This is a genomic window from Rhizobium sp. BR 317, assembly GCF_047445835.1.
GTDB lineage: Bacteria > Pseudomonadota > Alphaproteobacteria > Rhizobiales > Rhizobiaceae > Rhizobium > Rhizobium paranaense.
The window spans coordinates 30,542-50,324 of the sequence record NZ_JARWLB010000005.1 but is presented as its reverse complement, the minus strand read 5'-3'; the positions used below and the strand labels follow the sequence as shown (position 1 = coordinate 50,324).

Annotated in this window: 18 protein-coding genes; 14 read left to right on the top strand and 4 right to left on the bottom strand. The window is 59.4% G+C overall.

Features of this window, described 5'->3' with window-relative positions:
• The first annotated feature begins 13 nt into the window (after positions 1–13).
• From QD357_RS09560 to QD357_RS09530, 7 genes are all read left to right on the top strand, one after another.
• Complete coding sequence (locus QD357_RS09560; protein WP_183937835.1) at positions 14–946, top strand: sugar phosphate isomerase/epimerase family protein; 933 nt, start codon at positions 14–16, stop codon at positions 944–946.
• A gap of 174 nt (positions 947–1,120) precedes the next feature.
• Complete coding sequence (locus tag QD357_RS09555) at positions 1,121–2,071, top strand: sugar-binding transcriptional regulator (RefSeq protein ID WP_183937833.1); 951 nt, start codon at positions 1,121–1,123, stop codon at positions 2,069–2,071.
• A 92-nt stretch (positions 2,072–2,163) separates the two neighbouring features.
• The gene (locus tag QD357_RS09550) at positions 2,164–2,928 is read left to right on the top strand and encodes a DeoR/GlpR family DNA-binding transcription regulator (RefSeq protein WP_414124164.1); all 765 of its coding nucleotides are present in this window, start codon (positions 2,164–2,166) and stop codon (positions 2,926–2,928) included.
• An 8-nt stretch (positions 2,929–2,936) separates the two neighbouring features.
• Positions 2,937–3,722, top strand: a complete 786-nt coding sequence (locus QD357_RS09545; RefSeq protein ID WP_183937829.1) for a triose-phosphate isomerase — start codon at positions 2,937–2,939, stop codon at positions 3,720–3,722.
• Positions 3,719–4,174 carry an RpiB/LacA/LacB family sugar-phosphate isomerase gene (locus QD357_RS09540; RefSeq protein ID WP_183937827.1) on the top strand — a complete coding sequence of 152 codons (456 nt, stop codon included), beginning with the start codon at positions 3,719–3,721 and terminating at the stop codon, positions 4,172–4,174. The genes QD357_RS09545 and QD357_RS09540 overlap by 4 nt, the downstream gene beginning before the upstream one ends.
• A 258-nt stretch (positions 4,175–4,432) precedes the next feature.
• Entirely contained in the window at positions 4,433–6,154 is a 1,722-nt protein-coding gene (locus tag QD357_RS09535; protein ID WP_183937825.1) for an ABC transporter ATP-binding protein, read from the top strand.
• A 130-nt stretch (positions 6,155–6,284) separates the two neighbouring features.
• A complete protein-coding gene (locus tag QD357_RS09530) occupies positions 6,285–6,878 on the top strand; it encodes a class I SAM-dependent methyltransferase (protein ID WP_183937823.1) in 594 nt (197 codons plus the stop codon).
• A gap of 50 nt (positions 6,879–6,928) precedes the next feature.
• On the opposite strand, the gene QD357_RS09525 is transcribed toward QD357_RS09530, so the two are convergent.
• Both QD357_RS09525 and QD357_RS09520 read right to left on the bottom strand, forming a co-directional pair.
• On the bottom strand, positions 6,929–7,828 hold the full coding sequence (locus QD357_RS09525) for a universal stress protein (RefSeq protein ID WP_183937821.1): 900 nt from the start codon (positions 7,826–7,828) through the stop codon (positions 6,929–6,931).
• Between the two features lie 103 nt (positions 7,829–7,931).
• The gene (locus QD357_RS09520; RefSeq protein ID WP_183937819.1) at positions 7,932–8,357 is read right to left on the bottom strand and encodes a MerR family transcriptional regulator; all 426 of its coding nucleotides are present in this window, start codon (positions 8,355–8,357) and stop codon (positions 7,932–7,934) included.
• A gap of 70 nt (positions 8,358–8,427) precedes the next feature.
• On the opposite strand from QD357_RS09520, the gene QD357_RS09515 reads away from it, so the two are divergent.
• The 7 genes from QD357_RS09515 to QD357_RS09485 all read left to right on the top strand — a co-directional run bounded on the left by QD357_RS09515 (position 8,428) and on the right by QD357_RS09485 (position 17,015).
• Positions 8,428–10,725: a heavy metal translocating P-type ATPase gene (locus tag QD357_RS09515; protein WP_183937817.1), complete on the top strand. Its 2,298-nt coding sequence runs from the start codon at positions 8,428–8,430 to the stop codon at positions 10,723–10,725.
• Positions 10,726–10,931: 206 nt separating this feature from the next.
• Complete coding sequence (locus QD357_RS09510; protein WP_343069926.1) at positions 10,932–11,627, top strand: FadR/GntR family transcriptional regulator; 696 nt, start codon at positions 10,932–10,934, stop codon at positions 11,625–11,627.
• On the top strand, positions 11,624–12,790 hold the full coding sequence (locus QD357_RS09505; RefSeq protein ID WP_414124163.1) for a PLP-dependent transferase: 1,167 nt from the start codon (positions 11,624–11,626) through the stop codon (positions 12,788–12,790). Before QD357_RS09510 ends, QD357_RS09505 begins: the two co-directional genes overlap by 4 nt.
• Before the next feature lie 42 nt (positions 12,791–12,832).
• Positions 12,833–14,092 (top strand): ABC transporter substrate-binding protein, encoded by a 1,260-nt coding sequence (locus QD357_RS09500; protein ID WP_414124162.1) that lies wholly within the window; start codon positions 12,833–12,835, stop codon positions 14,090–14,092.
• Positions 14,093–14,182: 90 nt separating this feature from the next.
• Positions 14,183–15,118 carry a carbohydrate ABC transporter permease gene (locus QD357_RS09495; protein ID WP_183937811.1) on the top strand — a complete coding sequence of 312 codons (936 nt, stop codon included), beginning with the start codon at positions 14,183–14,185 and terminating at the stop codon, positions 15,116–15,118.
• Positions 15,119–15,121: 3 nt separating this feature from the next.
• Positions 15,122–15,952 (top strand): carbohydrate ABC transporter permease, encoded by an 831-nt coding sequence (locus QD357_RS09490; RefSeq protein WP_183937809.1) that lies wholly within the window; start codon positions 15,122–15,124, stop codon positions 15,950–15,952.
• A gap of 4 nt (positions 15,953–15,956) precedes the next feature.
• Entirely contained in the window at positions 15,957–17,015 is a 1,059-nt protein-coding gene (locus QD357_RS09485; protein ID WP_414124161.1) for an ABC transporter ATP-binding protein, read from the top strand.
• 88 nt (positions 17,016–17,103) lie between these two features.
• Here the strand turns inward: QD357_RS09485 and QD357_RS09480 are convergent, their stop codons facing one another.
• Both QD357_RS09480 and QD357_RS09475 read right to left on the bottom strand, forming a co-directional pair.
• Positions 17,104–18,645, bottom strand: coding sequence for a hypothetical protein (locus QD357_RS09480; RefSeq protein ID WP_414124160.1), 1,542 nt, complete (start codon positions 18,643–18,645; stop codon positions 17,104–17,106).
• Between the two features lie 207 nt (positions 18,646–18,852).
• Positions 18,853–19,521 (bottom strand): methyltransferase family protein, encoded by a 669-nt coding sequence (locus tag QD357_RS09475; protein ID WP_183937803.1) that lies wholly within the window; start codon positions 19,519–19,521, stop codon positions 18,853–18,855.
• Positions 19,522–19,783 lie beyond the last annotated feature (262 nt).

The following is a 19,783-nucleotide window of genomic DNA, read 5'->3' as shown; positions in this document are numbered from 1 at the left end:
CGAGGAGCCGCCCATGCCATTGACACTTTCACTCAACACCAATCCGCTGGTGAACCGTTTTGCCGAGCCGGACGATCTCATCGAGACGGTTGCACGCGATCTCMGGATCCGCGATCTGCAACTGACGCATGAATTCATCAATCCGAGCTGGCAGGCGGCGGTGATCCGGAAGCTGACCCGTACGATGCGAGCCGCGTTGGAGCGCACCGGCGTTCGCGTAACTTCAGGCATGACCGGTCCCTATGGGCGTCTCAATCATTTCGGCCACCCCGACGCCGATGTCCGACGCTACTACGTCGACTGGTTCAAGACCTTCGCCGACATCATCGCCGATCTCGGGGGCCAGTCGGTCGGCACACAATTCGCCATCTTCACCTACAAGGATTTCGACGATCCGGCACAGCGGGAGAACCTTACCCAGATCGCGATCGATTGTTGGGCTGAGGTTGCCGAACACGCCCGTTCAGCCGGCCTTTCCTATGTGTTCTGGGAGCCGATGAGCATCGGCCGCGAGTTCGGTGAGACGATCAATGAATGTATTGCGCTGCAGGACCGCCTGACGGCTGCCGATCTCGCGGTGCCGATGTGGATGATGGCCGACATTGATCATGGCGATGTCACATCGGCAAATCCCGACGATTATGATCCTTATGCCTGGGCGCGCGCCGTTCCCAAGGTTTCTCCGATCATCCACATCAAGCAAAGCCTGATGGACAAGGGCGGGCATCGGCCATTCACGGCAGAATTCAACGCCAGGGGCCGTATCCAGCCCTCGCCATTGCTGCAGGCATTCACCGAGGGCGGCGCTGAGGACAACGAGATCTGCCTCGAACTGTCGTTCAAGGAGCGCGAACCCAATGATCGTCAAGTTGTTTCGCAAATCGCTGAAAGCATCGCCTTCTGGGCGCCTCACATCGACACCGGCGCAGGCAGCCTCCGCATCTAGTTGCAAGAACCCGGCAAGGCTTTAGGACATCAACGTTACGGCATCGCATTTGATTCTTKGTCGAGCACCGATGCCGTAACAGCAACGAAGCCTTTATGGGCCGGCATCGAACGGTGCTACCGGAGAAAGGGCGACCTTGGGTGAAACGCAGGACTGAATGGAAGGGGACAATCGATGGCCGATGCGGATGAGTCGCTCGCGGTGCGTGCTGCCTGGCTGCACTATGCCGGCGGACTGACACAGTCGGAGGTCGCCAAACGCCTTGGCGTCCCTTCCGTCAAGGCGCACCGCTTGATCGCACGGGCGGTTGCCGATGGCGTCGTCAAGGTGACGATCGACGGCGATATCGTCGAATGCGTGGAGCTTGAAACCCGTCTGGCGGAACGTTTCGGCCTGCAATATTGCGAGGTAGCACCGGATCTCGGCGAAGAGGGCTTCGAGTTTCGCGCCCTCGGCCAGGCCGGTGCCGGCTTCCTGAAGCGGGAAATCGAACGCGGCGACAACAAGGTCATCGGTCTCGGCCATGGCCGGACATTATCGTCGGCCGTGCACCACATGCCGCGTTTGAACGCGAAGGGGCTGCGATTTGTCTCGATGCTCGGCGGCCTGTCAAGAAACTACGTGGCCAATCCCTATGATGTGATGCACCGCATCGCCGAAAAGACCGGCGCGCACGCCTATATGATGCCCGTGCCTTTTTTCGCCAATACCGGCGAGGACCGCGAAGTGATGCTTGCTCAGCGTGGCGTCAAGGAAGTGTTCGATCTCGCAAACAACGCCGACCTGAAGCTCGTCGGTCTTGGCACAGTCGATACCGATGCACAGCTTGTCCTCTCCGGCATGGTGGAGCCGCGCGAGATCGCGGAGATCGCGGCCGCGGGCGGTGTAGGCGAAATACTCGGGCATTTCTTCGATGCTGACGGACGCATTCTCGAGACGACGCTGACGGCGAGAACGCTGTCGGCTTCCTTGCCTAAATCGAAGAAGGAAAGGCTGGTCGCCTTGGCCGGCGGCGTTGCAAAGGCGGAGGCCATCCGCGCGGTCCTCAAAAGCCGGTGTCTCTACGGCCTGATTACCGACGAACGAACGGCCCAGGCGCTTCTGGGGCCGTCTCACGCCACATAAAATTATAACAAACTAACAAAATTAATGTGGAATCATGTGATAAACGTGTTACATTCCGAAGCACCCAAGCCGGAGAGAACCGGAGCACCAAGGTGAAACGAGAAGAACGGCAACAATCGATCATCAACCTGCTCATCGAGCATAAAAGCATCGACCTCGATGACCTGGCCGATCGCTTTGCCGTGTCGAAGATGACCATTCACAGGGATCTTGATGATCTCGAACAGGCCGGCGTCCTGCGCAAGATCCGGGGCGGCGCGACGATCGACGCGGGCATGCAGTTCGAAAGCGACTTCCGCATCCGCGAACGCCAGGGCAATGAGGCCAAGGTCAGCATGGCGCGTCGCGCGCTGGAACTTGTCGAGCCGGGCATGACGGTCATKGTCAACGACGGTTCCATGGCAGCGGTTCTCGGCGAGATGTTGTTGCAGAAGCGCCCGCTGACGCTGATCACCAATAATGCCGCGATCATCGAGAGATTGAAGAACGAAAGCGGCATCACATTGATTGCGCTGGGTGGGATATATTCGCCGAAATTCAACGCATTTCTGGGGGTCGTGACGGAGGAAGCATTGTTTCGCCTCAGGGCGGATATCGCCTTCATCTCGACACCAGCCGTTTCCGGCACCCTCGCCTATCACATGGATGACAATGTCGTACGCGCGAAACGGGCCATGATCGCGTCTGCGAGTAAGGCCTGCCTGTTGGTCAATCACCAGCGCATCGGACATACGGCCCTGCATGTCATGGCCGATCTTTCCGCTTTCGAGGCCATCATCACCGATAGCACCCCAGAGCCCGCCGCCGCCGCGCAGCTCGAACGCGCCAACATCAACCTGATCATCGCCTCGGACTAGGAGACGACATGAGCGCCGCCCCTCGATTCTGGATTGGAACCAGTTGGAAGATGAACAAGACGCTGGCAGAAGCCAGCAGCTATGCCGAGACGCTACGCGCCGCCGATGGCGAGCGGGATCCGACGATCCAGCGTTTCGTCATTCCGCCATTTACGGCGGTGCGGCAAGTCAAGGCTCTGCTTGCCGGCACCTCCGTAAAGGTGGGTGCACAGAATATGCATTGGGCCGATGAGGGTGCCTGGACCGGCGAGATCTCTCCCCTCATGCTCAGGGATTGCAACCTCGACATCGTCGAACTCGGCCACTCCGAACGCCGCGAGCATTTCGGCGAGACCAACGAGACGGTCGGCATGAAAACTGAAGCCGCTATCCGCCACGGTCTGATCCCGCTCATCTGCATCGGCGAGACGCTGGCCGACCGGGAAAGCGGCAGGGCGACAGATATCTTGAAAGCTCAGGTTCTCGGTGCTTTTTCGAAGCTGTCCGAGGCGCAAAAGGACGCACAGATCCTACTTGCTTACGAACCTGTATGGGCAATTGGCGAAAAGGGAATTCCCGCCTCGCCAGATTATGCCGATGCACGCCATGCCGAAATCATATCGGTCGCACAGGATGCACTCGGCCGACGAATCCCCTGCCTTTACGGAGGATCGGTCAATCCGGGGAACTGTGAAGAACTCATATCGTGCCCGAATATCGACGGACTTTTCATCGGTCGTTCGGCTTGGAGCGCTGAAGGTTATCTCGGCATCCTCGCCCAATGCACCGCCAAACTCCAAGGAGACAGACGATGAAGCTTGCAATCGCAGGAGACAGCGCCGGCGAAGGCCTGGCAAAAATTCTCGCCGAACATCTGAAGGCCCGCTACGACGTGCAGGAAGTGTCGCGCACCGACGCCGGTCCCGATGCTTTCTACGCAAACCTTGCCGATCGCGTCGCCTCGGGCGTCATCGATGGCACCTATGACAAGGCGATCCTCGTCTGCGGCACCGGCATCGGCGTCAGTATTTCGGCCAACAAGGTGCCCGGCATCCGCGCGGCACTGACGCATGATACCTATTCGGCCGAACGTGCGGCGCTTTCGAACAATGCGCAAATCATCACGATGGGCTCCCGCGTCATCGGGCCGGAGCTTGCCAAGGCAATCGCCGACACCTTCCTCGCACACACATTCGACGAGCAAGGGCGTTCTGCCGGAAACGTCAACGCAATCAATGAGGTCGACGCGAAATATAACGCGCGCTGAATTGGACTTGTGCAGGCTTGCCGCGTGCTCTCACATCGGCACGCGGCGAGGAAATCGACGCGCATGATGACACCAATTCCCTGTCGGGGATGACAACGCCTGGTTTGTCGGCTATAAGGTCTGTGCGACTCATGAGGGAGATCAGTTAGATGAGAAATTTCGGCACCAATCAACGCTGAACAGCGATGCCGAATGCGGACTGCTGTTCAGTCCATCCTTGTCTAACAATATGATCTCTCGTGCCCTTGGAGGGCATTCATGTTTCGTCGCTTCTTTTCCTATTATGCGCGCTACAAGACCCTGTTTTTTCTCGATTTTGGCTGCGCGGTCATCGCCGGCCTGCTCGAACTTGGCTTTCCACTGGCGGTCAAGCTCTTTGTCGATGAGCTGCTGCCAAGCCGTAACTGGGGTCTGATTGCCGCGACGGCTGCGCTGCTGCTGGTTGTCTATGCGCTGAACACCGGCCTGATGGCCGTGGTCAACTATTGGGGCCATGCGCTCGGCATCTCGATCGAATCCGACTTGCGCCGCCAGGCCTTCGACCACATCCAGAAGCTCTCGTTCCGTTATTTCGACAACAACAGGACCGGGCATCTGATCACCCACGTCACCAAGGATCTCGAAGAGGTGGGCGAAATCGCCCATCACGGACCCGAGGACGTCTTCATCGCCATCATGACCTTCATCGGCGCCTTCCTGCTAATGTTTTCGGTGCATTGGAAGCTGGCGCTGCTGACGACCATCATCGTGCCTTTCATGACCTGGCTGGTCAGCCGCTATGGCGCCAAGATGACATTGAACTGGCGCAGCCTGTTTACCAAGGTCGGTGACTTCAACATCCGCGTGCAGGAGAGTGTCGGCGGTATCCGTGTCGTCAAGGCTTTCGCCAACGAAGACTACGAAAGCCGGCTCTTTGCCCGCAACAACGAGGACTACAAGGCCACCAAGCTCAATGCCTATGCCTATATGACGGCCAGCATCGCGCTCAGCTATTTCAGCACGCGCCTCGTGCAGCTCGTGGTGATGGTGGCCGGAACCTGGTTCGTGGTTTCCGGCGAGTTGACCTATGGCGGCTTCGTCAGCTTCCTGCTGCTGATCAATGTCTTCTTCCACCCGATCGACAAGATCACGTCGGTGCTCGAAATGTATCCGAAGGGCATTGCCGGCTTCAAACGCTTCCTGTCGCTGATCGACACGCAGCCCGACCTCGCCGACCGGCCACATGCGATTGTGGTCGATCATCTCAAGGGCGATATCGTCTATAAGGATGTCAGCTTCGGCTATTCGGATCAGGGTACGATCTTCGATGGCCTGAACCTGACGATATCGGCCGGAGAAACGGTCGCTTTCGTMGGCGCTTCGGGAACGGGCAAGACGACGATCTGCTCGCTGCTACCGCGCTTCTACGATGTGACCGGCGGTAGCATTACCGTCGACGGCATCGACATCCGCGATATGACGCAGGCTTCACTGCGCAGCCAGATCGGCATCGTGCAGCAGGACGTGTTCCTGTTCGGATCGACCATTCGCGAGAACATCGCCTATGGAAAGCTTGGTGCGACCGATCAGGACATCATGGAGTCGCTGCGGCGCGCATCGCTCGATGAATTTGTCCGCTCTCTGCCCGACGGCCTGGACACGCCGACCGGCGAACGCGGCGTGAAACTGTCGGGCGGGCAGAAGCAGCGTCTCGCCATCGCGCGCATCTTCCTCAAGAACCCGCCGATCCTTATCCTCGATGAGGCAACGTCGGCGCTCGACACGGCAACCGAATATGCCATCCAGCAGGCACTGGCAGATCTCTCGAAGGGGCGCACGACCCTGGTGGTGGCGCATCGGTTGACGACCATCCGCAATGCCGATCGCATCATTGTCATGGGGTCTGATGGCATCGTCGAGCAGGGATCGCACGCGGAACTGCTGGCCCGCGGCGGTGGTTACGCCAGGCTTCACAGCGCTCAGTTCGACACGCTTCCATGATGCGGATGAGCATTGCGGCGGCGGCCAAATAAGCGTGTGGACGGGTTCCGAAAGGAGCCCGTCTAGCCTACCATCAAGACAATCGTCTGCCTCGCGCCGGAAACGGCCTCCGCGTCGAAAGAAAAGAACAATGGATGATCTGTTCCCCGCCACCTCGATGCCCGACCGGGATTGGTGGGCGGCCCTTTGGCCGCGGCCGGCGGAGGTTCTGACTGATCTCGGCATCCGGCCTGACATGACCGTGCTCGACCTGTGCTGTGGGGATGGTTATTTTACCGCGCCGCTCGCCCGTCTTGTCGATGGCCGCGTCTATGCGCTTGATCTGGATGCAGGGATGATCGAGCAGGCAAAAGTCGAGGTCGCGCGCCTCGGAGGCACTGTCCGCCTATGGATCAATGCCGATGCGCGCGAGATCGTCTCGCTGCTGCCGGAACCGGTCGACTATGTATTGATTGCCAACACGTTTCATGGCGTGCCGGACAAGCCGGATCTGGCACGGGCAGCCTGGCAGATCCTGCGGCCGGGCGGCTTGTTCGCGATCGTCAACTGGCATCCGATCCCCAGGGAACAAACGGTCGTCCTGGATCAGCCGCGCGGCCCAAGGACGGACATGCGCATGTCGCCCGACGCCGTGCGAAAGATCGTCGAACCTGCGGGGTTTAGCACCGCCCTCATCGAGGAATTGCCACCCTATCACTACGGCATCATCCTGAAGCGCGTGTAGCGGCGAAGGTTGTTCGCAAATGCGGGCAATCAAACGATCGCCTCAAGGAGCTAATGTTTCATCATCAGCGGAAGCTTGGAATGCGACAGGAGGTGGCGCGTGACGCGGCCTAGGAGCAGCTCCAGAAGGTATCCGTGCTTGAATGCTCCGATCAGCAGACATGTCGCGGTCGCGGAACGGGCAAAATCAAGGATTGTTTCTCCGACCGACCGGCCTCCGGAACTGATCGCGACCACCTCGCCCTCGAGGCCGAGCTGATCAAGTAATTCCCTCGCCGTGCGCTGATAGCTTCCGTCGGCTTTGTCGTTGATGCATAGAACAGTGATGCGATCGGCCGCAACCAGCCAGCGCCTTGCCGCAACGACAGCGCGTTGCGCATGTTCATGCGGTTTCCAGCCGATCACCACATGGGCCAGAAGATTGCCGGTGTAAGCATCGGGAGGCGGCACCAGCACCAGCTTGTGTTCCCTGAACAGCAGATCATAAAACGCGTCGCGGGCATCCATGTTGCCATGGCAGGGAGCGACGACCAGCGCCGTCTCATGGCATTCGGCCGTCACGCAGCGGCTCAGATCGCCGCGGCAATCATCCAATAGCAGGCTTTCACGGTCGGGACTGACCCGCTTCCAGTCCGCAAAGGCACCCGCAATCCGCTCGAATCTTTGGCTCGGAGAGTCCTCATTCATGTCTCGCAGAATCTGCAGGTCGACTTCCTCAGGCGCCGCGATCATCCTTTCGGGATCGGCACCAATATGGGCTGCCGCCATAGTGCCGTGGACAGCGCGTGCGGCGTCCTCGGCAATATCCAGGCAGTTCCGGACGGTTGCGGGATCGGGCAGCAGCGCAAGAACAGCGGCATGGATGGTCGCTTCATGCACGGAGCTAATCGACTTAAGACCGGCCCATTGCGGTGGCGGTTTCGCGTCGCTTCCATGTGCTGGCGGGCTCATTATATCGGACCTCCTTTCGCGATGCTGCCGTACCGCTCCTAGTCCAATCGGTGGATTCTAGTCCCAGATCAAATGGCCCGCAACGCTTCGAGAAAGCTCAATCCTACTCGTGACGCGGATGCATGCACTGCCCGTGATCGGCCAGAACTTCGATCACCCGGCATTGGTCAATACGGCCGTGGCCGCAGCCTTCGACCATCATCTCCAGCTCAGCTTTCAGTGCCCTCAGGCTGCGTATCCGTTGTTCGACTTCGATTAGGCGGGCTTTGGCGATGGCGTCGGCGGAGGCGCAGGATTGATTTGGGTCGTCCTGAAGCGCCAGAAGCGTCCGGATCGCATCGACCTCAAAGCCCAATTCGCGGGCATGGCGAATGAAAGCCAGTCTATGAAGGTGCGATTGCTCGTAGGAACGCTGGTTGCCCTCGCTTCGCTCCGGTTCAGCTAGAAGCCCGATGCTTTCGTAGTAGCGGATTGTCGGCACTTTCACCCCGCTCTGCCGGGCCGCCTCGCCGATTGTAATTTTTTTCATGATTTTCCTCTTGCACCTCTAGCCACTAGAGGATGTAGGAGAGGTGCCACGGTTTGACAAGGAATGGATCATGGCAGAGACAGCGGAAGCACGATACCGGGTAAGTGGCATGGACTGCGCGTCATGCGCAGCCAAGATCGATACGGCTGTGAGGCGCATGCCGGGCGTGGAGGATGTCTCCGTTTCCGTTACCGCAGGAACGATGACCGTTCGTCACGACGAGACCAGCAATCTCGCCGCGATCGAAAAGAAAGTGGCCGGCCTCGGCTATTCCCTCGCCCCGCTGGCCGGCAAGGCCGAGCGCGCGCCCTCCGAGCACCAGCATGACCATCATGATCATGATCACGACCACCACGACCACGACCATAATCACGACGGCCATGATCATTCATCGCACGACCACGCCGATCATGATAATCACGACCATGCCTCAAAGGAAATCGAGGGCCTGCACGGTCACGACCATGCGCCCATGGATGGTCCCTGGTGGAAGAGCAAAAAGGGTCGGCTGACCATCGTCTCGGGCGTGGCGCTGGTTGCCGCCTATGCCATTGGCCATCTCATACCATCGATTGCATCCTATGCCTTCATCGTCGCCATGCTGGTCGGTCTCGTGCCGATCGCGCGCCGCGCCGTCATGGCGGCATTGGCGGGCACGCCCTTCTCCATCGAGATGCTGATGACGATTGCGGCCGTTGGTGCGGTCATCATCAATGCCGGCGAAGAAGCGGCAACCGTTGTCTTCCTCTTCCTCGTCGGCGAACTGCTGGAAGGTGTCGCCGCCGGTAAGGCGCGCGCCAGCATCCAGTCATTGACGACCCTGGTCCCGAAAACCGCCTTGATCGAAGACAAGGGCGAGACCCGCGAAGTCCAGGCCGAGAGCCTTAAGGTGGGTACCATCATTCTCGTGCGTCCCGGCGACCGCATCGCCGCCGACGGCACGATCATCGAAGGTGAGAGCGCCATCGACGAAGCGCCGGTCACCGGAGAAAGCACGCCCGTACGTAAAGGTGTGGATGCCAAGGTCTTCGCCGGCACCATCAACACGGATGCCGTATTGCGCGTCAAAGTCACCGCCGCCGCAACCGACAACACGATTGCCCGCGTGGTGAAGCTGGTTGAAGAGGCGCAGGAATCCAAGGCACCGACCGAACGCTTTATCGACCGCTTCTCACGTTACTACACGCCCGGCGTGGTCGCCGTCGCGGCACTGGTTGCGGTGACGCCGCCGCTGGTGGCCGGCGCAAGCTGGCTGGAGTGGATATACAAGGGCCTCGCCATCCTGCTGATCGGTTGCCCCTGCGCCCTGGTGATCTCGACCCCGGCGGCGATCGCGGCGGCTCTATCGGCGGGCGCCCGCAGTGGATTGTTGCTGAAAGGCGGCGCTGTTCTCGAAACGATGGGCAAGGTGACGATGGTCGCCTTCGATAAGACCGGCACCCTGACCGAGGGCAAGCCCAAGGTCACGGACATCCTGGGCTTCGGCCGCACCGAGATAGAGGTTCTTTCGCGTGCTGCCGCTCTCGAAAACGGTTCGAGCCATCCGCTGGCCCTCGCAATTCTGGAGCGGGCGAAATCCGATGGCGTTCCGGTTCCGCCCGCAGTCGAAGCGAAGGCCCTGCCCGGTAAGGGCGTCAGCGGCCGCGTCGGTGGCGAGACCATATCGCTCCTCTCCCCACAGGCAGCACGGGAGAACGAGCCTTTGTCGGCCGAACAGAACGCCCGGATCGAAGCGATGAACGACGAAGGCAAAAGCGTCTCCGTTCTCGTGGTCGACGGCAAGATTACCGGTTTGATCGCCATGCGTGACGAGCCCCGCGCCGATGCGCGCACCGGGATCGAGGCATTGCAGACGGCCGGCGTCGGTTCCGTCATGCTGACCGGCGATAACGCCCGTACCGCCGGTGCAATCGCAAAGGGTCTGGGCATCGAACCCCGCGCGCAGCTTTTGCCGGAAGATAAGCAGCGCATCGTGCGTGAACTGCAGGCGAAGCAGCAGATCGTTGCCAAGGTCGGCGACGGCATCAACGATGCCCCTGGCTTGGCCGCCGCCGACGTCGGCATCGCCATGGGCGGCGGCACCGACGTGGCGCTGGAGACGGCGGACGCCGCCGCCCTCCACGGCCGTGTCACCGATGTCGCCAATATGGTCGTGCTATCACGGACCACGATGAGCAACATCCGCCAGAACATCAGCATGGCACTTGGCCTGAAGGCGGTGTTCCTGGTGACCACGATTGCCGGTATCACCGGCCTCTGGCCGGCGATCCTCGCCGATACCGGCGCAACCGTGCTCGTCACCGCAAATGCGATGAGATTGTTGCGATGGAAAGGCGCGTTCGGCGGTTATTCGATGAAAGTGCGCTGATCTTAATCGTCACCCACTGCATAAGGCCCGGCACACGGATTCAGAGGAATCGATGTGCCGGGCCTTTGTTTTTACCAGTCCGGTCGCCGCCTATCACCACGGTGAGAACTGATAGTCTCATTCCTATGTGAAAAACACGCCCACACATAAAAAAGAGATTGACCTGATGGCAGATGTCAGACCAATTTAATGTCATGACGAAGGCCATGCTCACCCCTCTCCCATCGATCGACCGGACGCAGCAAGTTATCGACGCGCTGTCCGATTTCATCGAGTCTTCGAGGCTCCAGGCCGGTGACCGGCTGCCGACCGAGCGCGAATTGATGGTGGCCCTCTCGGTCGGGCGCTCGACGATCCGGGAGGTCGTCACGCATTTTCAAGCCTTGGGCGTCGTGGAAACCCGCAAGGGCAGCGGTACCTATCTGCTGAAACCTGTTTCCAAAGCGACCATCCATATGCCCTTGTCGCTCGATACGGCGCATCTGCGCGATGCGCTGCTGCAGACCCTGGAGGTTCGCCGCGGTATCGAATGCGAAGCCGGAATGGTCGCCGCCAAGAGGCGCACGAGCAAGGATATTGCGATCATCGAGGAGAAGCTCGACGAGATGGAGCGCGTCCATATCGCAAAGGGCACCTCCGGCCCGGAGGATCTGGCGTTTCACCTTGCCGTCTATGACGCCACCCATAATCCTCTGTTCAAGCAGCTCCTCGAACAGATGCGCGGCAGCTTCGAGCGGTTCTGGACCCACCCCTTCGACCGGCAGGATTTTGCCCGCCGGTCCTTTCCGTTTCACCGCACACTGTTCAACGCGATCGTCGCTCAGGACCCCGAGGCGGCGCGCGCCGAAACATTGAAAATTCTCGACGTCGTCGAGGAAGACATCAAGGAAATGTCCAAATGACTGACGGGCTAGAGCCGTTCGATCTCGCTTCTCTCATCACGGCCCATGATGACGGCAATTACGCCGATGCCGTGGTGCCGCCGATTTTTCAGACATCGCTTTTCACCTTTGCCAATTACGACGACATGATCGCTTCCTATCGCGGCGAGAAGGTGCGGCCGATCTATACGCGCGGCCTCAATCCGACCGTGCGCATGTTCGAGGAAATGCTGGCAAAACTCGAAGGTGCAGAGGATGCGCTCGGCTTTGCGAGCGGCATGGCGGCGATCTCTTCAGCCGTTTTGAGCTTCGTCGAGCCCGGCGATCGGATCGTGGCGGTCAAGCATGTCTATCCGGATGCCTTCCGCCTGTTCGGCACGGTGCTGAAACGGATGAAGGTCGAGGTGACCTATGTGGATGGCCGCGACGAGGAGGCTGTTGCCAAGGCGCTGCCCGGCGCAAAGGTTCTTTATCTGGAAAGCCCGACGAGCTGGGTGATGGAAGCCCATGACGTCGGCGCGCTCGCGGCACTCGCCAAGCAGCATGGCGCCGTTTCCATGATCGACAATAGTTGGGCCAGCCCCTATTTCCAGCGGCCGCTGACGCTCGGCGTCGATCTCGTCATCCATTCCGCCTCCAAATATCTGGGCGGTCATAGCGATGTCGTTGCCGGCGTGGTTGCCGGCTCGAAAGCGATGATTGCGCGGCTGAAAGCCGAGGCATATCCTTATCTCGGCGGCAAGCTTTCGCCTTTCGACGCCTGGCTTTTGATCCGTGGCCTGCGCACCCTGCCGATCCGCATGAGAGCGCATGAGGCCGCCGCAATGACGATCGCCAAGCGACTGCAGGAGCTCGATGTCGTCGAGAAGGTCTGCCATCCGGGCCTTGCCAACCGTTTGCCCGCCGGGCTCAACGGTACCTCGGGCCTGTTTTCATTCATCTTCCGCGAAGGCGTCGATATTCGCGCCTTCGCCGATCACCTCAAGCTCTTCAAACTGGGTGTGAGCTGGGGTGGGCACGAAAGCCTGATCGTACCGGGCGAGGTCGTGCTTCAGCAGAAGGCACAGCCGAATTCCGCGCATACCTTTGGTATCAGTCCGCGGTCCGTACGTCTCCATGTTGGTCTCGAAGGAACCGAGGCGCTGTGGAGAGATATCGAGGAAGCGATCGCCGCCGCCTCATAAGACCATCAACCTGAGAGAAACACCGAAAAGGGGGAACTGAGCATGAAAACACTGATCACGGCAGCACTTTTCGCCACGATGATGGCGGGCACGGCCTTTGCCGATACCACGTTGAAACTCGTCGAAGTCATTACCAGCCCTGAACGCACCGAGACGCTGAAGTCGATCGTCGCCAAGTTCGAAGCGGCCAATCCGGGCACGAAGGTCGATATCATCTCCCTGCCCTGGAACGAGGCCTTCCAGAAGTTCGCGACCATGGTTTCGGCGGGTGACACGCCCGACGTAATGGAAATGCCCGATACCTGGCTGTCGCTCTATGGCAATAACGGCATGCTCGAAAGCCTGGAGCCTTATCTGGCGAAGTGGGAGCATACGAGTGAATTGACGCCGCGCGCCCTCGAGCTCGGCCGCGACGTGAAGAAAACCGCCTATATGCTGCCCTACGGCTTCTATCTGCGCGCCATGTTCTACAACAAGAAGATCCTGAAGGATGCCGGCATCGCCGAACCGCCGAAGACGATGGGCGATTTCGTCAAGGCATCCGAAGCGATCTCCAAGCTGCCCGGCAAATACGGCTACTGCATGCGCGGCGGCCCCGGCGGCCTGAACGGCTGGATGATCTTCGCGGCCTCCATGGCCGGCGACAACAAATATTTCAAGGATGACGGCACATCGACGATGAACAGCCCCGGCTGGGCCAAGGGCATCGAATGGATGGTCGATCTCTACAAGAAGGGCTATGCGCCGAAGGACAGCGTCAACTGGGGCTTCAACGAAGTCGTCGCCGGCTTCTATTCCGGCACCTGCGCTTTCCTCGATCAGGATCCGGATGCCTTGATCGCAATCGCCGAACGCATGAACAAGGATGACTTCGGCGTCACGCCATTGCCGAAGGGTCCGGACGGCAAGTCTTTCCCGACAATCGGTTATGCCGGTTGGTCGATGTTCTCGACGAGCCAGAACAAGGATCTCTCCTGGAAGCTGATCGCAACCCTTGAAGGTAAGGAAGGCAATCTCGAATGGAACAAGAAGATCGGCGCCCTGCCGGCCTACACGTCCGCTGAGAAGGACCCCTTCTACGCCGGCGACCAGTTCAAGGGCTGGTTCGAGGAACTGGCCGACAAGAATACTGTTCCGACGGTCATGCCGACCTATCTCGAGGAATTTGCCTTCTTCAAGGATTCGCTCGCCATCAAGACGTCGCAGCAGGCACTGCTCGGCGATATCTCGGCCAAGGACCTGGCCGATCAATGGGCCGATTACCTGACCAAGGCGCAGCAGAAATTCCTCGCCAAGAAATAAGATCGACTCCCGGCGGCGGAGCAATCCGCCGCCGCTTTTCCGCACATGAAACAGACGGCGTCCGAACGCCGCGAACGGGAACATTGGCCGATGACCATGACCGCCGACACGCTCGACAGGCGTCACGACCGCAGGCCGTGGCTGAAGCGCCTTGCCGATGCCTCGGAGCCCTATCTCTATAGCGCCCCAGCGCTCATCCTCATTATCGCCGTCATGCTGGTGCCGCTGGTGATCGGCATTTCCTACGCGTTTCGCGATATTCAACTGCTCAATCCGTTTTCCGGCGGCTTTATCGGCCTGGAGCATTTCCGCGATCTCTCAAAAGACCCCGCCTTCTACGGCGCGCTGAAGAATACGCTCTGGTGGACCGGCGCCTCGGTGGTCTTGCAATTCATCTTCGGGCTGATTCTTGCTCTGTTGCTGGATAAGCCGTTTCTCGGCAGGGCAATCGTGCAGGCGCTGGTGTTTCTGCCTTGGGCGGTCCCCTCCTTCCTCGCCGGCCTCAATTGGGCATGGCTTTTCAATCCCGTGATCGGCCCTATTCCGCACTGGCTCTTCGCGCTCGGCCTGATGAAGGAGCCCGGCAACATCCTCTCCGATCCACAATATGCGATGTGGGGGCCGATCGTCGCCAATGTCTGGTGGGGCATTCCCTTCTTCGCCATTACGCTGCTGGCCGCCCTTCAGGCGATCCCACGCGATCTTTATGAAGCCGCTTCGATCGACGGTGCCGGTTGGTTCCAGCGCTTCCGCTCGATTACGCTCCCCTTCCTTGCTCCGACGATCGCCATCACCGTATTGTTGCGCACGGTCTGGATCTCGAACTTCGCCGATCTGATCGTCGTGATGACCGGAGGGGGGCCTGCCGATCGCACCCAGATCGTCGCAAGCTACATCTTCACCCAGGCTTTCAAGCGGCTGGATTTCGGCTACGCATCCGCCATAGCTCTCGTCCTGCTCCTGCTGCTGCTTGCCTATTCCATGCTGATCATCCTGCTGCGGCAGACCCTGCTGAACAAGGATTGAGCCATGAGACGATCCGTCATCCCCACCATCGCGCATCGCCTGGCAATCCTTTGCTACGTGGTTTTTGCGCTCTTCCCGCTCTTCTGGCTGCTGAAGGTCTCGGTCACACCGAATGACCTGCTCTATTCGGAAGGCGTGCGCATGTGGCCGTCGCGCACGACATGGGAGCACTACGCCTTCGTGCTGCAACATAGCGATTTTCCGACATTTTTTAAAAACAGCCTGATCGTCTCCGCATCGACAGCGATCACAGTGACTATCTGCGCATCGCTTTCCGGCTACGCGCTCTCGCGCTTCACCTTCCGCGCCAAATACTGGATCGTGGCCCTTATGCTGCTGACGCAGATGTTTCCGCTGGTCATGCTGGTTGCGCCGATCTTCAAGATCCTGACGCCGCTGCATCTGACGAACAGCCTGACCGGCCTCGTCATCGTCTACACGGCTTTCAACGTGCCCTTCGCCACCTTCCTGATGCAATCCTTCTTCGACGGTATCCCGAAGGACCTCGAAGAGGCTGCGATGATCGACGGTGCGACGCAGTTCACGGCGTTTCGGCAGATCATTCTGCCGCTGACATTGCCCGGCATCGCCGCKACGCTCGGTTTCGTCTTCACGGCCGCCTGGAGCGAGCTGCTGTTCGCCCTGATGCTCATCAACGGCAATCAGGCAGCAACCTTCCCCGTCGGGCTTCTCACCTTCGTTTCGAAATTCTCCGTGGATTTCGGGCAGATGATGGCAGCGGGCGTCATGGCGCTCATTCCGGCCGGCCTCTTCTTCCTGCTCATCCAGCGTTATCTCGTGCAGGGTCTGACGGCCGGCGCGGTCAAGGGTTAGTCACATGGCATCGATCGATATCCAGAACGTCAAAAAAGCCTATGGCCACGTGCAGGTGCTGCACGATATCGACCTCAGGATCAAGGACGGCGAATTCGTCGTTCTCGTCGGTCCCTCCGGCTGCGGCAAGTCAACGCTGCTCCGAATGATCGCCGGTCTCGAAGACATCAGCGGCGGCGAGATCCGTATTGCGAACAACCGTGTCAACGAGCTGCATCCGAAGGACCGCGACATCGCCATGGTGTTCCAATCCTATGCGCTCTATCCGCACATGAACGTCGCCGGCAATATGAGCTACAGCCTCAAGCTCCGGAAGATTGCGAAGGATAAGATCGGAAAGGCCGTCGCCGCAGCAGCGTCGAAACTTGGTCTCGATCCCCTGCTCGAACGGCGCCCGAAGGCGCTGTCGGGCGGCCAGCGCCAACGCGTCGCCATGGGCCGCGCCATCGTGCGCCAGCCCAAAGCCTTCCTCTTCGACGAGCCGCTTTCGAACCTCGATGCGCGTCTGCGCGAACAGATGCGGGCCGAAATCAAGAAACTGCATGGCGACCTGAAGGCGACCTCGATCTATGTGACGCACGATCAGATCGAGGCGATGACACTGGCAGACCGGATTGTCGCCATGCATGGCGGAGTGGTTCAGCAGGTCGGCAGCCCGCTCGAGCTTTACGATCGCCCCGCCAATCTCTTCGTTGCCGGTTTTATCGGCTCTCCAGGGATGAATTTTCTCGACGCGACCTATGAAACAGGCGGTTCGCGACTGAAGGACGGAACCATCGTCCCGCTTTTGGCAACACCAAACCTGCCGACCGGAGCCAAAGTGACACTCGGAATCCGACCGGAGCATGTGATTTTGTCAGCGGACGGCTCCGGCATCAGCGCCGATGTGGAACTTATMGAGCCCACCGGCTTCGGCATCATTCTCCACCTCTCGCTGCACGGCCTGCCCTTCAAGGTCTTCTCGCTCAATCGAGATGTGCTGAAGGCGGGACCGAAAGTGAATGTGATATTCCCGTCGCAACATCTACACGTCTTCGACGGCGACGGAAAACGCGCCGGCTAGCTAGCAGTGTCTCGAACGGTTGCAACTTGCCACATTGAGCTTGCCCGTCGAACTGCGTTTGCGGCCAACAACGCTTCCGGATCATCTACTACGGAGCGTTCGAACTCGGTTCGGCGGGAACGTTGCGACCATAGACGGTAACCCGCTCATCCTTTGCAATGGGATGATAGGCAGAAAGCAGCGCTGCAAAACGTGGTTGACCAAGCACGTAATCGGTCCAAAGTGGCTCATCCTGCTGGATGACGATCAGATCGTAGTTGTAGCTGGCGAATTCGGCATATTTGGCGTCCAGATAAGCATCCGACCGCTTCTGGTAGCGGTCAGCATCCGCCGCGTCTCCTTTCGCTGACGCCTTCCGAGCCAGAACATACGCGAGGGCGCCGAACCAGTCGCTGTTATTGGCAGACAAAAAGCGGGCCCCGACAATCCTGGCGAGCGGATGGGCATCGGCGATATCGCTGCCGATGACGCCGAGCGTCGGCTCTCCCTTCGATGCCGCTTTCACTGCAGCGACGAAAGCGTCGCTCGGCTTCTCCGTCTGCAAAAACGGCAGCCATGCAAACATGACGACAATGGCGCAAAGAATGCCACGTGCGAGCGTTTCACGGTTGTAACGCCAGCCGGAAGACGCTGCGACCCTGCAAAGCACAGCAACAAGTGCCAGCGAGATCGCAGCGAAAGCATGGTAGGCCCAACCCTTGCCTTGATAGATCAAGGGCGCGACGGCAGCGAGTGAAGCCAGAAGCGTCACGGCACAAAGTGGCGTAGCCGGCGCTTTGGGTGCAACCATCCGAAACAGAAGCAAAATCAGCAGGTAGGACGGCCCGCACCTCAATACGACCCTGACCGGATCACCTATCTTCATGTAGACATCCGCTACCTGCGGGAGGAGATCCCGCATGAATTCGGGCGTCAGCAAAAAGACGAGCGCGATATAGGCGACACCGACTATGCCGATGATGCAGTTCTCGGGCGCCAGAAGTAGCCACAGGTTTCGGCGCCGCCAGGCCACATAGAGCGCGGGCACGATGTAAGCGACGACATAATAGGCCTTCACCAGAACAAGAACGCTACCGCAGAGACCGGCGCCGACAATCAGGGCGAAGCCGGGTGCGACACGACGTGTGGTGTCAGCCCGCAATGCCATGAGCGCCAGCAAGGGCAGAAACAGCACCGTGCCGACGTGATCTCTCTCGGTGAAGGTATTGCCGGGAAAAATCGTGAAGAGTGCGACGAAAAGTGGTAGCAACCGAAGCAGGGCGTGATTTTCGGCAAAGCCCGCCCGCCGGACGATTGCGGCCGATAAACCCAGACCCATGACCACTGCGAGGCAGGTGTAGAGACAGATGCCTATTTCGGGAGCGATCCCTGCCCATCTCGACGCTATGATCGCCGGTAGGAAAAGCCAGAGCGAAAACGGCGGGTTGCTGTCGATCACATCGACATAGAGCCGCTCTCCATCGAGTACCCGCTCAGCCATGGTAATGAGCCAGCTTGTGTCGACGATGGTTCCCCACCGCTGCTGCCACAGCGCCACCGCCATGAAAACCACAGCACTCTGAAGCAGCGCGACCCATAGCACTGACGACGTCGTCGACCTAAATCCGGGCGTGTCCGCCGCGCTACTCATTCGGCTGACCCCATTGTCATCCCAAATAGCGGTCGAGGTGTCGCCGTCGATGCATCATAACTCATGTAAAATATACCAATCGCCAAAAGCTATGACGCTACCATAACGCGAACTTGCTAAATTGGGCGTTAAAGCATGGCACCAAGGGATGTTGATGATCGATTGCGCCGCACGGAAATTGCGGTCGCAACACCACCATACGAGGTGCTACCAGACGAATGGCACGAGCCGATATCGCACGCGGGCCGCATAGGCTTGATAGCCGCTCAGCTCCGCGCTTAAAGCGCGCTCCTCATGCACCGCCCGCCAGGCGACACCCAGGATGAACACTGCGGAGAATGCGAGGCCGAGCCAGGAACCGAGCAATAGCGGCATGCCAATAAGGAAAAACAACGCGCTCGCGTACATCGGATGGCGAACAATGGCATAGGGGCCGGTATCGATCACTTTTTGATCCTTTTGGATCTTTACCACGGGCGCGGCGAAGACGTTTTCGCGAAACGTCCACCAGGTACCAAGCATGTTGACCGCCATACCAAGGCCGCCAAGCGCTTGAAGCCACGGCGGCATCGCTCGGAAGCCCGTCCGGGCCGCATCCCAACCCATGAAATATAACCAACCCAAGAAGGCCAAAACGAAAAACGTCAACCAGACGCGATCCCACGGCTTCTGATCACGTTGCAGCGGAGATGCCATACGTTCACGCAACAGGCGCGGGCTATGCTTCGACAACCACAGGATCATCGCCAAGCCGCCGAGCACGAAGAAGGCAATTACAACCCAAGCGCCCGGAAAAGCCAGCGTACCCGCCGGCCACAGCATCAGGGCCGCAATAAAGACCGACCAGGCCAGGAGTTGGAGCAAGTAGATCACCATGGCACACTCCAAAAACTGTCAACGGGAAAAGCCGGAGGCACGCCTGGAAGCAAATACGCTTCTCGCGACGGTGCTGTTTCGATCAATCAATAAAATCCATTTCACGTTGATATTGTTCCTCGTGAAATGCCCTCGGACCCGTCTTGCCGCAGCACACGATCCCGGATGCCGTCGCGAAAGCCCAATTCCCGGATATGCGCTTGTCAGTCCCGGTCTCGAATGTCATTGGTCGAACAGTCAGCTCATTCACACACAGTTCTGC

Excerpts from the sequence above, each read along its gene's own strand:
- QD357_RS09545 (WP_183937829.1), top strand. The coding sequence starts at position 2,937 with ATGAGCGCCGCCCCTCGATTCTGGATTGGAACCAGTTGGAAGATGAAC.
- QD357_RS09525 (WP_183937821.1), bottom strand. The coding sequence starts at position 7,828 with ATGAGCCCGCCAGCACATGGAAGCGACGCGAAACCGCCACCGCAATGG.
- QD357_RS09510 (WP_343069926.1), top strand. The coding sequence starts at position 10,932 with ATGCTCACCCCTCTCCCATCGATCGACCGGACGCAGCAAGTTATCGAC.
- QD357_RS09505 (WP_414124163.1), top strand. The coding sequence starts at position 11,624 with ATGACTGACGGGCTAGAGCCGTTCGATCTCGCTTCTCTCATCACGGCC.
- QD357_RS09475 (WP_183937803.1), bottom strand. The coding sequence starts at position 19,521 with ATGGTGATCTACTTGCTCCAACTCCTGGCCTGGTCGGTCTTTATTGCG.
- QD357_RS09530 (WP_183937823.1), top strand. The coding sequence starts at position 6,285 with ATGGATGATCTGTTCCCCGCCACCTCGATGCCCGACCGGGATTGGTGG.
- QD357_RS09495 (WP_183937811.1), top strand. The coding sequence starts at position 14,183 with ATGACCATGACCGCCGACACGCTCGACAGGCGTCACGACCGCAGGCCG.
- QD357_RS09540 (WP_183937827.1), top strand. The coding sequence starts at position 3,719 with ATGAAGCTTGCAATCGCAGGAGACAGCGCCGGCGAAGGCCTGGCAAAA.
- QD357_RS09480 (WP_414124160.1), bottom strand. The coding sequence starts at position 18,645 with ATGAGTAGCGCGGCGGACACGCCCGGATTTAGGTCGACGACGTCGTCA.
- QD357_RS09500 (WP_414124162.1), top strand. The coding sequence starts at position 12,833 with ATGAAAACACTGATCACGGCAGCACTTTTCGCCACGATGATGGCGGGC.
- QD357_RS09555 (WP_183937833.1), top strand. The coding sequence starts at position 1,121 with ATGGCCGATGCGGATGAGTCGCTCGCGGTGCGTGCTGCCTGGCTGCAC.
- QD357_RS09515 (WP_183937817.1), top strand. The coding sequence starts at position 8,428 with ATGGCAGAGACAGCGGAAGCACGATACCGGGTAAGTGGCATGGACTGC.
- QD357_RS09520 (WP_183937819.1), bottom strand. The coding sequence starts at position 8,357 with ATGAAAAAAATTACAATCGGCGAGGCGGCCCGGCAGAGCGGGGTGAAA.